Source organism: Shewanella loihica PV-4, from assembly GCF_000016065.1.
Taxonomy (GTDB): Bacteria; Pseudomonadota; Gammaproteobacteria; order Enterobacterales; family Shewanellaceae; genus Shewanella; species Shewanella loihica.
Map to the genome: position 1 here is coordinate 2,060,436 of NC_009092.1, position 14,244 is coordinate 2,074,679.

The following is a 14,244-nucleotide window of genomic DNA, read 5'->3' on the forward strand; positions in this document are numbered from 1 at the left end:
ATCTATTGAAATACCTAATAAGGTGGCTCCCAATTCCGGAGCTTATAGTTGCGCAGATTCTAACAGATAAAGTTTGAGACTTGCATAAGAAGTTGTATTTATGAGATTCTACAACTGTATATAAAAACAGTGTGAGGGCGGATATGGCAGTTATAACGAAATTTGTCGTAGTCAGAGAAGGGGTGGAGAAGATGACATTCACATCTAAGAAGGAGGCGGATGCCTACGATAAGATGCTCGATATCGCGGATAATCTTCTTCCTTTTATCGAGCAAGTTGATTTAGGCTTAGATGAAAATGCATTGGAACAACTCTGTTTCTACATGGCAGAACATAAAGATCAGCTCATGGGACTCTTAAAAGGTGGCGCAGTGACTAAGGCAGCACCGGCTAAGAAACCTGCCAAAAAAGCAGAATCAAAAGCTGAAACGAAAACATAAATTGTTAGGAAATTTGTATGAGTACACCTTGTTATACGACGCTTACCCGTCAAGTTGAAGCCCTGTTTAGCGGCGAAGATAATCTCGTTACTGCGATGGCGAACTTCTCGGCGCTGCTTAACGAGCATCTGGATGATATTAACTGGGTTGGCTTCTATATGCTGCAAGGTGAACAACTGGTTCTGGGCCCCTTCCAAGGGAAAGTGGCCTGTACCCGTATCCCTATGGGTAAAGGGGTTTGCGGCACCGCGGCCCAGAGCAACACCACTCAGCGCATTGCCGATGTCCATGCCTTCGACGGCCATATCGCCTGCGATGCCGCCAGTAACTCGGAAATTGTGATCCCGCTGCGGCGCGACGGTCAGGTGATCGGCGTGCTCGATATCGATAGTCCCTCATTCTCTCGTTTCGACGAGGCGGATCAATTGGGGCTAGAGTCCTGCGTAAAAAGTCTGGAAAAGGCTTTATTTGCTTAAACTACAACCAATTTTGCACAATTGATGGTCGCTTTCGTCTGGCGCGCCCTTATAATAGGCCGCTTGATGAATTCAAAAACACGCCGTGACATTTTTCATTAGTTGAAATGAATACATGGCGTTTATTGACTGTAATTGATAAGGTATGTTGGATTGTGTGGTCGCCGCCTTGGGGCAAATAAGCGACCCGATGTCTAACCAATATGAACGACACGCCAGTGCCGACGTTAACCCGGCGAGGTGATAGTCCCTTTTAAACTGTGGAAGTAATGATGGAATCAACAGAAAAGTTGACCGACACCAACGCAATTCTTGCGTATTTATATGAAACATTTCCTTTATGCTTTATCGCTGAAGGTGAAACTAAGCCTCTAAAAATAGGATTGTTTCAAGACTTGGCTGAAAGGTTAGCTGATGATTCTAAAGTCAGTAAAACGCAATTAAGAATCGCCTTACGCCGTTACACCAGTAGCTGGCGTTACCTGAAAGGGGTTAAGGCTGGGGCACAGCGTGTCGATCTCGACGGCAACGAGTGTGGCGAACTGGAACAAGAGCATATCGACCATGCACAGGCTACACTGAAGGAGAGCCAAGAGAAGGCTAAGGCAAAGCGTGCGGCGAAAGCGGCAGCAGAGAAGACAGACAAGTCTGGTCCTAAGCCTGAGAAGAAAGCCTTCAAGAAGCCACTGCCTAAGCGTAGTAGCAAACCAGCGTCTAAAGCGGCTAAGCCACAGGTTGAGGCAAAGGATTTAAGCCCGGCAACACTGACTGAGTTGAAACCAAATCAACGCGTGAGTGTCAAACTAGGTAAATCGCCTGTTGCAGGTGTTGTCCTGGACATCAAGAAAGAAGATGTTCAAGTGCAGTTAGATTCAGGATTAACGGTAAAAGTACCTGTAGAGCATATCCTGTTATAACTGTTCATCGTTTAAAAGGAGTAACTTGTTGATGCGAAAACTCACTCTGGCAGCATCCATTGCCAGCATCTTTGTAGGATTCTCGGCATGGGCGCTGACGCCCAGTATTCCATCTAGCGAGTTGCCCTCTCTAACGCAAGAGCCGCAACATAAAGTAGCGAGTAAGCGAGTGACGGGTCTGTTCACTCGCGCCCATTATCATAGATTCGATCTGGACGACGCCTTCTCAGAGCAGGTGTTCGACCGCTATCTTAAGCAGCTCGATTATCGCCGCAATGTCTTGCTTCAGAGTGATATCGACAGTTTCAAGCCCTATGCGACCCAATTCGACGACATGTTGAAGAGTGGCGATCTCACTGCCGCCTACAAGATGTTCGATCTGGTGCAGCAGCGCCGCTATGACCGTTTTGCCTACGCCTTATCCCTGCTCGACAAGGAGATGGACTTCAATGTCCCCGGCGACAGCTATCAATACGATAGAGACGATGCGGCCTGGCCAAAAGATGAAGCCGAGCTCAACGAGCTGTGGCGTCAACGGGTCAAGTACGATGCGTTAAACCTCAAGCTGACCGGTAAGAACTGGGATGAAATTGTTAAGGTGCTCGATAAGCGTTACAACAATGCCATCAAGCGTTTGAGCCAGACCAAGAGTGAAGATGTCTTCCAGGGTGTGATGAACGCCTTCTCTCGCAGCGTCGAGCCACACACCAGCTACCTGTCGCCGCGCAACGCGGAGCGTTTCCAGATGGAGATGAACCTGAGCCTTGAGGGGATAGGCGCCGTGTTGCAGATGGATGATGACTACACAGTGATCAAGAGCCTGGTTGCTGGCGGCCCTGCGGCCAACAGCGAAAAGCTGGCACCGGAAGATCGCATCGTGGGTGTCGGCCAGGAAGGTAAAGAGATTGTCGATGTGATCGGCTGGCGACTAGATGACGTGGTCGAGCTGATCAAGGGGCCTAAGGGCAGTAAGGTTGTGCTGCAGATCCTGCCTAAGAAGGGCGGCTCTTCTGCCAAACCGATCGACGTGACCATAGTGCGTGACAAGATCCGCCTAGAAGATCGCGCCGCGACCTCTGAGGTGATCGAGCCGGAAACCGGTGATTATGCCGGCCGCAAGGTTGGGGTGATTAAGATCCCTGGTTTCTATATGAACCTGTCTCAGGATGTCACCAAAGAGTTGGTGAAGCTCAAAGACGCCAAGGTTGAAGGTGTGGTTATCGACCTTAGAGGTAATGGTGGCGGCGCATTAACCGAAGCGACACTGCTTACCGGACTGTTTATCGAGCAGGGCCCTGTGGTGCAGATCCGCGATGCTAACGGTAAGGTGTCGCAAAACCGCGACAACGACGGCCGTGTGACCTATTCTGGACCGCTCACCGTGATGGTGGATCGTTACAGTGCCTCGGCATCTGAGATCTTCGCCGCCGCACTGCAAGACTATGATCGCGCACTTATCGTGGGTGAGTCGACCTTTGGTAAGGGCACAGTGCAGCAGCATAAGAGCCTGGGCCGTATCTATGATATGTACGACAAGCCTATCGGCCATGTGCAATACACCATCGCCAAGTTCTACCGCATCAATGGCGGTAGCACCCAGCTTAAGGGCGTGACGCCGGACATTCCATTCCCAAGTGCCCTAGAGCCGGGTGAATACGGCGAAGCCGAGGAAGCCAACGCACTGCCTTGGGATAAAGTGCCAGTGGCTCAGTACGGTACGCTTGGGGATATCACTCCAGAGCTAGTGACTAATCTCGATTCGCGTCACCAGCAACGTATCAAGAAAGACGTTGAATTTGGCTATATCGATCAAGATATTGCCGAGTTCAAGAAGAGTCACAAAGAAACCAGCGTCTCTTTGGTCGAAAAAGAGCGTGTGGCCGAGCGTGAAGCCAACGATGAGAAGCAACTTGCGCGTCTCAACGAACGCCGTGCAGTGGATGGACTCGAAGCACTTAAGTCTCTGGATGACGCCGAAGAAGATGTGAAGGCGCCGGATGCATTTCTCGACGAGACAGTCTATATCACACTGGATCTAGTGGATATGGAAAGAGTGGCTAAAAACCAGGCGAAATAATATTGAGCCAAATTTATTAAAAACGCGCTATTGGCGCGTTTTTTTATAATCTTTTCAGATGAGGGAATCTTAATGGCACAGGTTAAGGCCAAATATTTAAAAGACTATCGCGCACCGGATTTCACTATTACTCAGGTGGACCTCTCCTTTGTGCTCGATGGTGCCAATACTCAGGTGACCGCGGTCAGCCAGGTAAAGCGTCTAAACGATGCTGCACACACCCTTGAACTGGACGGTGAAGGCTTAAGCGTTAGCCAGCTGCTGGTCGATGGTAAGCTTCATGATTATCGCGTCACCGAGGGGCAGCTGAGTATCGAAACCGACTTAGCCGACTTTGAACTCACCATAGTGACTAAGCTGGATCCCGAGGCTAACCTGGCGCTGGAAGGCCTATACATGTCAGATGGCGCCTACTGCACTCAGTGTGAGGCAGAAGGGTTTAGACGCATCACCTATTTCCTCGATCGCCCCGATGTGCTGGCGATTTACAAGGTGCGCATCGAAGCCGACAAGGCGGCGTTTCCTTACCTTCTGAGCAATGGTAACCGTGTCGATACAGGCGAACTTGACGGCGGACGTCACTTCGTCTGCTGGGAAGACCCTTTCCCGAAACCTGCGTACCTGTTTGCCTTAGTCGCGGGTGATTTCGATCTGCTGGACGATAGCTTTACCACTAAAAGCGGCCGCGAGGTCGCGTTGCAGGTCTTCGTCGACAAGGGCAACCTGCACAAGGCACACCACGCCATGGCATCGCTGAAGAAGTCGATGGCCTGGGATGAGAGCCGCTTCGACCTTGAGTATGATCTCGATATCTACATGATAGTCGCGGTGGATTTCTTCAACATGGGCGCCATGGAGAACAAGGGTCTAAACGTGTTCAACACTAAATATGTGTTGGCAGATAAAGACTCGGCGACCGATGAAGATTATCACGGCATCGAGTCTGTAGTGGGCCACGAGTATTTCCATAACTGGACTGGCAACCGCGTCACCTGCCGCGACTGGTTCCAGCTGAGTCTGAAAGAGGGCCTGACGGTGTTTCGCGATCAGGAATTCAGCTCAGATGTGGGCTCCCGGGCGGTCAACCGAATCCATGCCATCAAGGTGATCAAGAATCAGCAGTTCGCCGAAGACAGCGGCCCAATGGCCCATGCCATTCGTCCCGAATCTGTGATCGAGATGAATAATTTCTATACCGTGACCGTCTACAACAAGGGCGCTGAGGTGATCCGCATGATGCACACCCTGCTCGGTGAACAGGGTTTCCAGGCGGGGATGAAGTGTTATTTTGAGCGCCACGATGGTCAGGCCGTGACCTGCGATGATTTCGTCGCGGCGATGGAAGATGCCAGCGGTGTGGATCTGACTCAGTTCAGACGTTGGTATAGCCAGTCGGGTACCCCTGAGCTCTCGGTAGCCGAGTGCTATGACGCCGAAAAACAAGAATATCGTCTGAGCCTGCGCCAGCATACGCCGCCGACGCCGGAGCAGAGTGAGAAGTTACCGCTGCACATTCCGCTCGATCTCGAGCTGCTTGGCAGCGACGGACGCTCGCTGCTCTGCCAGGTCTTTAGCATCACTGAAGCCGAGCAAGAGTTAGTGTTTAACGGTATGAGCGAGCAGCCTGTGCCGTCACTGCTGCAAAATTTCTCCGCGCCGGTGAGACTCAACTTCGACTATAACGTAGAGCAACTTATCCACCTGATGCGCTATGCCAGCAGTGAGGTGGCCAAGTGGGAGGCCTCGGCCGCACTCTTTAGCCAGGCGGTTTGGCAAAATGTGGCCCACCTCAAGGCGCAGAAGGCTATGTATGTCGACCCTCGTCTGGTCGATGGGGTGAAAGGCTTACTGCTCGATGAGCAGTTAGATCAGGCATTGCTGGCAGAGGTACTTAGGTTCCCAAGCCTGAATACCCTGGTAGAGCAGGTGACTTGTGTCGATCTCGACGCCCTGGCTGCGGCCCGCGAGTTTATGCTCGAGGAGATCGCCGCTGGCTGTGAAGATGAGCTGCTTGCGCGTTATCGTGAGCTGAGTCTGTTAGACGATGCCGGGGCGAGAGCCCTGAAGAATGCCTGCCTCGGATTATTGCTGCAAACGTCGGATGCCCATCAAGGCCTGGCCCTGCGCCAATATGAACAGGCTGGCAACATGACAGATAGCCTGGGCGCTTTGGCCGCGCTCAACCTTGAGCAGTCTGAGCTGCGCGCCAGTCTGCTGCAAGACTTCCAACAGAAGTGGGCAGATACGCCTTTGGTGATGGATAAATGGCTGACGCTGGAGGCATGCTGTCCGGGTGAAGATCGCTGTGACGCACTGCGTGAGCTTACCCAGCACAGCGCCTTTAGCTTCGCCAACCCCAACAGGGTACGCTCCTTGATCGGCGCCTTCGCGGCGGCAAACCCAGAGGTGTTCCACCGCATTGACGGCAGTGGTTATCGCTTCCTGACTGAAGCTATCATTAAACTTAATACCTTAAACCCTCAGGTAGCTGCACGTATCATTACGCCGCTGATCCAATTTAAGAAGTTTGATGAAAAGCGCCAGCAGTTGATGCGTAGTGCCCTGCAGGAGATATTGGCCTTGCCGGATCTGTCTAAAGACCTTTATGAGAAGGTCTCTAAGGCGCTGGCATAGTTACTGGCTTAGTTTCTGATTCAGTTACTGGCCTAGTTTCGCACTAAGTTACAGGCTCAGTTTCTGCATTAGTTATTGGCTTAGCCGTTAGCGAATCGTTAGGCTGACTTAACGTAAACAGATAGTCTAAGAGAGTAGGGCGAGGTGCTTGGCATCTCGCCCCATTTTAGAAAGCAAATTATGATGATATTTACCTTTCCCATGCAGGTGAGTTACCAAGAGTTTCTTAATTATTATCAAGGCAGTATCGATAAGATTGAGGTGAAAGACAGCTCAGGTAAGACCCTCTGGATCCACGCCCGTCACTTCAGACCCTTTCTGACCACCTCAGGCATCAGGGGTTACTTTCGTCTGCAACTCGATGATGAAGGTAAACTGGTTTCTCTGACCCAAGTTTAAGATTTTTAGAGTATATACTTCAAACGGGCGATTTTGATTCATCAAAGGTTTAGCTTTCGATGACACAAGTTTAATTGCCTGTTTATGCTTGCTTTTTCAACGGGCGTTTTTCATCTGGTACGACTTGTTAGAATAGATTTAAATCGTGTGTTTGAATTTATGTAAGCCCTTTAGCTTAAGTGCACAAATCTCAAGGTAATTTTCTGTTTTTTCGCCTTGCTCATCACCCCTAAATGCTGTAACAATGGTGTTACCTGTACGCTAACAAGATGTTGGCCACCATTCCTATAACAAAGAATCCAGCAGGTTACGGAGAAGAGCTAAAATGAAAAACGTTAAAAATGGCTTTAACAAGTCAGCGCTAGCTTTGGGGATCGTCGCAGCGTTGAGTATTGGAGCGACTACGGGCGTGCAAGCCGTGTCGTTCGATTGGGGAGAAGTTCAAGGTTCGTTCGATTCAACATTCAGTGCCGGTGCAAGTTGGCGTGTTGAGGAGCGAGACTGGGATAATCAGATCGGTAAGGTGAATCACCCGCGCTTTGACTGGTCAAACTATACCGCATTCGGTAACACCAAATATACTTCGGCCGAGATTTGGGCTCAGCCAGGTTCCTACTCGAGTAATGGTGATTTGAGTAACATGCTCTACTCTCAGGGTGACGTAACCTCTATGGTGTTCAAGGGATTGCATGAACTGTCACTCAAATATAAGAATTTCGGTCTGTTTGCCCGTGGCATGTATTTCTACGACCAGAAGGCCAACAACGGTAGCTATGGTTATAGCGATCCGATAACCGGCAAAGAGTATGATCCTTGTGCCGACTCCGAAGCCTCTAAAGTACAGTGTAAAGATGTGCGCCTGTTAGATGCCTTCATCTATGGCGATTTCGATCTTAACGATGGTGCCAACCCACTTAGCGTCCGAATCGGTAACCAGGTGGTGTCTTGGGGTGAAAGCACCCTGATCCCGCACGGTATTGGTGTGATCAACCCAGTCGATCTTAACATTCTCAATGCGCCGGGCGCCGAGCTTAAAGAAGCCTTCAGACCTCAGGGGATGATCTGGGCGTCACTGGGGATAACCGAATCGCTCTCGGTTGAAGCCTTCTATCAATATGATTGGGAACCGGTTTGGGTGCCGACTCCGGGCTCTTACTTCTCAACTAACGATTTCGCCGGCTACGGCGGCTATTCGCAAAATGCGCAGCTGGGCTTCAACGCCAACCCTGATATTAATCTCGACTTCTTGATCGGCGAGTATCAGAAGCTGGCGGCCATGGTGGCATCGGGTCAATATGATGCGGCGACACTGGGTTCATTGGCACTGGCTTATCCGACTAAGGTGACCCTGATGCAAGATCAGGCGAGCGCCAGCGACTCGGGCCAGTACGGTATCAAGCTAGGTTACTATGCGCCAGAGCTGGGGGAAACCGAGTTTGGTTTCTACTACATGAACTATCATAGTCGTCGTCCGCTGATCAGCGGCACCGCGGCTAACTTTACCCAGGAAGCGATTGGTAAAGACTTAGCGACTCTGGCAGCCCTTGGGGCAACTGGTGGTACGGTCGATCGTCAGACACTGCTGGGTCTAGAGACCTTCTCTAAGGCACAGATCGAATACCCAGAAGATATCAAGCTCTATGGCTTTAGCTTCAACACCCTGATTGGCGATACTTCTGTGGCCGGTGAGATCGCTCACCGTCAAGATGAGCCGCTACAGATCGATGACGTGGAACTCCTGTTTGCCGCCATGCCACAGCAGCTGGCCAATGCGGGATTGCGTCCAGAGTTTGATGGCATTTCTCAGGTGAAAGGCATTGGTTCTGGTGAAGCGGCCGAGGGTTATATCCGCCGTGATACGACTCAGGCACAGGTGACCTTTACCCATCTATTTGGTCCAACTCTGGGTACCGATAACCTGGTGATGCTGGCCGAGGTTGGTGGTGTGTGGATCCACGATATGCCAAGTTTCGATGAGCTGCGTCTCAATGGCCCAGGTACTGCGCGCTCTGGCGGCAACCCAAATATGCCTGGCATCATAGAGGCAGTTCACAATGGTCCTGAGACTAACCCTTTCCCAACAGATTTTGCCTGGGGTTATCGTCTGGTGGCCAAGGCCGAATACAACAACCTGTTTGCCGGGGTCAACATGGCGCCGCGCATCATCTTCTCACATGATGTTGACGGGATCACACCCGATCCTATGTTCCTGTTCACCGAAGGTAAGAAGTCCGTCGCTATCGGCGTGAACTTCGATTATCAGAGTCGTTGGGGTGCAGATTTCTCCTACAACTCCTTCTTCGGTGGTGTCGGCACCACGAATCTGATGTCAGATCGCGATTACGTGTCGTTTAACATCAAGTATTCAATCTAATTCACAAGGACAATAAGAATGAAAAAACTAACACTATTGTCGGCAGCTGTGATCGTCGCATTGACCGCGCCAACAGCCTTTGCAAAAGTATCAGAGGCCGAGGCGGCCAAGCTTGGCACCGAACTCACGCCGCTCGGCGGTGAAAAGGCCGGTAACGCAGATGGCTCTATCCCTGCCTGGGATGGCGGCATCACCAAACCTGTTGCGGGTTACGAGAAGGGGATGCATCATCCAGATCCTTTCCCTGGCGATAAGATTGAATTTACCATCACTAATGCCAACAAGGCGCAGTACAAGGATAACCTGACCGAAGGCCAACTCAAGCTGTTCGATCTCTATCCTGATACCTTCAAGATGAATGTTTATCAGACACGCCGCACCGCCTCTGTGCCGCAGTTTGTCTATGATGCGACTAAGGCCAACGCTTCGCGCGCAGAATTGGTGGCCGATGGTAACGGTATCTCTGGCGCCTCAATCGGCGTGCCTTTCCCCATCCCACAAAATGGTCTCGAGGCTATCTGGAACCACGTGCTGCGTTTTCGAGGCGTAGATGTGGAAACCGCCCGTAGCCAGGCGGCGCCTACAGCATCTGGTAGCTACACCTTGGTGGAAACCGCCGAAGAGATCCGCTTCGAGTACTCTCGTCCCGAGATGACTCTGGATAAACTAAAAGAGTCGAACACCCTGTTCTACTTTAAGCAGGTGGTGACACAGCCGGCACGTCTGGCGGGTACCGCACTGTTGGTGAAGGAGACCATGGATCAAGAGGCGCTACCGCGTCAGGCCTGGACCTATAACACAGGGCAGCGCCGCGTGCGCAAGGCGCCAAACGTCGCCTTCGATACTCCGGGTACTGTGTCTGATGGTCTGCGCACCACAGACGATTTCGATATGTTCAACGGCTCGCCAGTGCGTTACAACTGGGAACTGCTAGGCAAGAAAGAGATCTACATTCCTTACAACGACTACAAGCTGCACTCAGATAAGCTCAAGTATGAGCAGATCCTGAAACCAGGCCACATCAACCCAGATTATGTGCGCTGGGAGAAACATCGCGTGTGGGTGGTCAAGGCTCAGCTGAAGGAAGGGATGCGTCATATCTACAAGACCCGCGTCTTCTATCTGGATGAGGATTCTTGGCAAGTGTCTATGGCGGACATGTACGACAACCGCGATGAGCTTTATCGCGTCGCCGTGGCGCACGCCATCAACTATTACGAAGTGCCGACTCACTGGACCACACTCGAAGTGATCCACGATCTACAATCTCGCCGTTACCTGGCTATGGGTCTGGACAACGAGGGTCGTATGTATAACTTCGATGCCAAGTTGAGCGAAGCGAACTTTACCCCAGCGGCATTGAGACGCGCTGGTATTCGTTAAGCGCTTATACCTAGGCTTATATTTAAGTATTTAAGTATTTAAGTATTTAAGTATTTAAGCCTAGGTACTTGTGTATTAAGGACTCATTCTTTAAAGAGTTAGCGTAGAGGGGCCTGTTGGCCCCTCATTTCACGAAAGGAAGTTTGTATGTGGTTTAGCATGCTTCGGCTTGTCGCTTTATCTTCACTCTGTTTTGTCACTCTCGGCGGGGCCCAAGCGGCAACCGAGGTGACAGGCTCCGATATTCAGCCGCTGGCGACGCACTCCCTGGTATTGGATATCGCCAAGCAGGGCGAGACCATGATTGCCGTAGGCGATCGCGGTCATCTATTCCGTTTTACCGATAGCTGGCAGCAGGTGGGTTCACCCAGCCGTGCCTTGCTGACCAAGGCGACCCTGTTAACGCCAGAGCTTGGCTGGGCAGTGGGCCATGATGCCACCATATTGCATACCCAAGACGGCGGTAACAGCTGGGTAGAGCAGATGCGCTCTCCCGAAATTGAAAAGCCGTTTTTGGATGTGCTCTTCTTCGATGCCGAGCATGGTATCGCCATTGGCGCCTATGGTCTCTTCTATCGCACCCAGGATGGCGGTAAGCAGTGGCAGCAAGAGTTTCACACCGAACTTTTGTATGAAGAAGATCAGGCGTATCTGGATGAGTTAAAGGCTGAAGATGAAAGCCTTTACTTGAAAGAGCGCAGCACCTTACTGCCTCACTTTAATCGCGTGGTGCGCCTGGCCGATGACCGCCTCTTGATGGTGGGCGAACTCGGTTTAGCGGCCCAGTCACAAGATAATGGCCTCACCTGGCAGCGCATCGAGTTCCCCTACGAGGGCTCGCTGTTTAACATCTTAGTGGCTAAACAGGGGATCTATGTGCTCGGGCTTCGCGGTCACCTGTTTAAGAGCGAAGGGGATCTCGAGCAGTGGCAAGAGATTGAGCTGACCACAAAATCGACCCTCAACGGCGGAGTGGTGCTGAGTGACGACAAGGTCAGGTTGGTCGGTAACGGCGGCGTGGTGATCGACGTGGCCAGCGATGATAGCGTGACTATGGTAACGCAGCGTCAGGGGGAAAACCTGGTGGCTATCGGTCAGGATAGGACGGGTACACTGTGGATTGCCGGTACCAAAGGCTTAGTTGCATTACAACAAAAATAATAAGGCCCAGGCATGTTAGATAAATTAGTTAATGGATTAGAATCCTTCCTGTTTCGGCAACGGGCCTATGTGATATTCGCCTTCTTGCTGGCAACATTGTTTCTCGGTTTCCAGGCCAGCCATCTGAAGATGGATGCCGCGTTCGTTAAGAACATTCCGCTCAATCATAGCTATATGCAGACCTATCTGAAGCATCAGAAGCAGTTTGGTGGCGCCAACAGCATCATGGTGGCGGTGGAAGACAGCAGTGGCAACATCTTCAACCCAAACTTTTTCGATACCCTAAAACAGGTACACGATCAGCTGTTCTTCATCCCAGGCGTCGATCGCGCCCAGGTGAAGTCGCTCTATTCACCCTCGACCCGCTTTACCGAGGTGGTGGAAGATGGTTTTGCCGGCGGCCCGGTGATCCCGGCGGATTTCTCGACTACCCCTGCCGGGCTTGAGGTGGTGCGTAGCAACATAGAGAAGGCAGGCATAGTCGGGCGTCTGATCGCCGAGGATTACTCGGCGGCCATGGTGACCGCTCAGCTGATGGACTTCGATCCTCAGACCGGCGAGCCACTCGATACCCTGGCCTTTGCCAGTCAGCTCGAGAAGGAGCTGCGCGGCCAGTATGAAAACGACAAGATAAAGATCCATATCATTGGCTTTGCCAAGATGGCCGGCGATGTGGCCGAGGGGGCCAAGGGCGTGGTGCTCTTCTTCGCCATCGCCATCTTGGTAACGGCCGTGATGGTGTATCTCTTCTCCCACTCGGTCAAGCTAACCCTGCTGCCTTTGGTGTGTAGCCTAGTAGCTGTGGTTTGGCAGCTGGGTCTGCTCACCGTGGTTGGCTTTGGCCTGGACCCTATGTCGATTCTCATTCCCTTCCTGGTATTTGCCATCGGGGTGAGTCACGGTGTGCAGATGATCAACGCCGTCAGGCGCCGTGTGGGTGAGGGGGAAACCACTAAGGCCGCCGCCGCGCTGGCATTTCGTAGCCTGCTGATCCCAGGCGGGGTGGCGCTGCTTTCCGATACCGTGGGCTTCATGACACTGCTGGCCATCGATATCGGTATCATTCGCGAGCTGGCTATCTCGGCCTCACTGGGTGTGGCGGTGATCATCCTGACCAACCTGGTGCTGCTGCCGCTGCTAATCTCCTTTACCGAGGTCAAGGCGCTGCCGACCAAGTCTAACGGTAAGGTGGATGCGCTCTGGCGTAAGCTCTCTAATTTCGCCACGCCCAAGTATGCGGTTATCGTGTTGCTGGCTACCGTCGCCCTCTATGGCGTCGGCCTGCAGCAGGCGAGTAAGATGAAGATCGGCGATCTCCAAGGCGGCGCGCCGGCGCTGCATTTTGACAGCCGCTACAATCAGGACACCTTCTATATTACCGATCACTTTTCTATTACCACAGATGTGATGACTGTAATTGTCGAGGCGTTTCCCGAGGCTTGTACCTATCATGATGTGCTGACCCAGATAGATGAGTTTGAGTGGTTGGTGGCTAATACTCCGGGGGTTGAGTCGACCGCGAGTCTTGCCTCTATTGCTAAGCGGGTCAACGCTGGTTTCAACGAGGGTAACCCTAAGTGGCAGGTGCTGCCTCGCACCACGGCGAGTCTGGTCCAGGCGGTAGGGCAGATCCCGACCACCTCGGGTCTGCTAGACGGTAACTGCTCTGTGATGCCTGTGTATCTGTTCCTGAAAGATCATAAGGCGGAGACCATTGAGCAGGTGATCGACAAGGTTAAGACACTGTCGGCCAAGATGGACAGCGACAAGCTCAAGTTTAAGCTGGCCTCAGGCCCGGTTGGTGTGATGGCGGCGACCAACGAGGCGGTGGCCGAGGCGCAACTGCCTATGATGCTCTATGTCTATGGCGCCGTGTTTGTGCTCTGTTTAATCAGCTTCAGATCGATTCGCGCGACGGTGGCGGTGATCCTGCCGCTCTATGTGGTATCGACCCTGGCGCAGGCGCTGATGACTCAGCTCGATATCGGTCTGGCGGTGAGCACTCTGCCGGTGATCGCCCTAGGTGTGGGGATAGGTGTGGATTATGGTATCTACATCTTGTCGACCATGGCGGTCAAACTCAGAGACGGCATGCCGGTGCAAACCGCCTATCATCAGGCGCTTATTGAGCGGGGCAGCGCGGTGATCTTCACCGGTCTGACACTGGCGATTGGCGTGAGCACCTGGTTCTTCTCTGCACTTAAGTTCCAAATGGACATGGGGATCCTGTTAACTTTCATGTTTTTAGTGAATATGTTGGGTGCAATAATTATTTTGCCTGCGATAGGCGCGGTTTTCTGGCGTAAGCCGCGATAGTGAACTGAAAGAGAGAGCATTAGCTCTCTCTTTTTTTGCATAGTTACGCTCACTTTACGATTGTTTT

Annotated in this window: 10 protein-coding genes; all 10 read left to right on the forward strand. The window is 52.0% G+C overall.

Annotation, left to right across the window (positions count from 1 at the left end):
• Positions 1-143: 143 nt before the first annotated feature.
• The 10 genes from SHEW_RS09290 to SHEW_RS09335 all read left to right on the forward strand — a co-directional run bounded on the left by SHEW_RS09290 (position 144) and on the right by SHEW_RS09335 (position 14,177).
• Complete coding sequence (locus SHEW_RS09290; RefSeq protein ID WP_011865597.1) at positions 144-440, forward strand: YebG family protein; 297 nt, start codon at positions 144-146, stop codon at positions 438-440.
• Positions 441-457: 17 nt separating this feature from the next.
• Entirely contained in the window at positions 458-916 is a 459-nt protein-coding gene (gene msrC / locus SHEW_RS09295; protein WP_011865598.1) for a free L-methionine (R)-S-oxide reductase MsrC, read from the forward strand.
• Positions 917-1,188: 272 nt separating this feature from the next.
• Entirely contained in the window at positions 1,189-1,833 is a 645-nt protein-coding gene (gene proQ, locus SHEW_RS09300) for an RNA chaperone ProQ (RefSeq protein WP_041406613.1), read from the forward strand.
• Between the two features lie 31 nt (positions 1,834-1,864).
• Positions 1,865-3,910 (forward strand): carboxy terminal-processing peptidase, encoded by a 2,046-nt coding sequence (prc, locus tag SHEW_RS09305; protein ID WP_011865600.1) that lies wholly within the window; start codon positions 1,865-1,867, stop codon positions 3,908-3,910.
• Between the two features lie 72 nt (positions 3,911-3,982).
• Positions 3,983-6,544, forward strand: coding sequence for an aminopeptidase N (pepN, locus tag SHEW_RS09310; protein WP_011865601.1), 2,562 nt, complete (start codon positions 3,983-3,985; stop codon positions 6,542-6,544).
• A gap of 180 nt (positions 6,545-6,724) precedes the next feature.
• Positions 6,725-6,943, forward strand: coding sequence for a DUF2835 domain-containing protein (locus SHEW_RS09315; protein WP_398351467.1), 219 nt, complete (start codon positions 6,725-6,727; stop codon positions 6,941-6,943).
• A gap of 325 nt (positions 6,944-7,268) precedes the next feature.
• Positions 7,269-9,317 (forward strand): DUF1302 domain-containing protein, encoded by a 2,049-nt coding sequence (locus SHEW_RS09320; protein ID WP_011865603.1) that lies wholly within the window; start codon positions 7,269-7,271, stop codon positions 9,315-9,317.
• 18 nt (positions 9,318-9,335) lie between these two features.
• On the forward strand, positions 9,336-10,700 hold the full coding sequence (locus tag SHEW_RS09325) for a DUF1329 domain-containing protein (RefSeq protein ID WP_011865604.1): 1,365 nt from the start codon (positions 9,336-9,338) through the stop codon (positions 10,698-10,700).
• Between the two features lie 147 nt (positions 10,701-10,847).
• Positions 10,848-11,861 carry a WD40/YVTN/BNR-like repeat-containing protein gene (locus tag SHEW_RS09330; protein WP_011865605.1) on the forward strand — a complete coding sequence of 338 codons (1,014 nt, stop codon included), beginning with the start codon at positions 10,848-10,850 and terminating at the stop codon, positions 11,859-11,861.
• Between the two features lie 12 nt (positions 11,862-11,873).
• The gene (locus SHEW_RS09335) at positions 11,874-14,177 is read left to right on the forward strand and encodes an efflux RND transporter permease subunit (protein ID WP_011865606.1); all 2,304 of its coding nucleotides are present in this window, start codon (positions 11,874-11,876) and stop codon (positions 14,175-14,177) included.
• Positions 14,178-14,244: the final 67 nt, after the last annotated feature.

Excerpts from the sequence above, each read along its gene's own strand:
- SHEW_RS09290 (WP_011865597.1), top strand. The coding sequence starts at position 144 with ATGGCAGTTATAACGAAATTTGTCGTAGTCAGAGAAGGGGTGGAGAAG.
- msrC (WP_011865598.1), top strand. The coding sequence starts at position 458 with ATGAGTACACCTTGTTATACGACGCTTACCCGTCAAGTTGAAGCCCTG.
- proQ (WP_041406613.1), top strand. The coding sequence starts at position 1,189 with ATGGAATCAACAGAAAAGTTGACCGACACCAACGCAATTCTTGCGTAT.
- prc (WP_011865600.1), top strand. The coding sequence starts at position 1,865 with ATGCGAAAACTCACTCTGGCAGCATCCATTGCCAGCATCTTTGTAGGA.
- pepN (WP_011865601.1), top strand. The coding sequence starts at position 3,983 with ATGGCACAGGTTAAGGCCAAATATTTAAAAGACTATCGCGCACCGGAT.
- SHEW_RS09315 (WP_398351467.1), top strand. The coding sequence starts at position 6,725 with ATGATGATATTTACCTTTCCCATGCAGGTGAGTTACCAAGAGTTTCTT.
- SHEW_RS09320 (WP_011865603.1), top strand. The coding sequence starts at position 7,269 with ATGAAAAACGTTAAAAATGGCTTTAACAAGTCAGCGCTAGCTTTGGGG.
- SHEW_RS09325 (WP_011865604.1), top strand. The coding sequence starts at position 9,336 with ATGAAAAAACTAACACTATTGTCGGCAGCTGTGATCGTCGCATTGACC.
- SHEW_RS09330 (WP_011865605.1), top strand. The coding sequence starts at position 10,848 with ATGTGGTTTAGCATGCTTCGGCTTGTCGCTTTATCTTCACTCTGTTTT.
- SHEW_RS09335 (WP_011865606.1), top strand. The coding sequence starts at position 11,874 with ATGTTAGATAAATTAGTTAATGGATTAGAATCCTTCCTGTTTCGGCAA.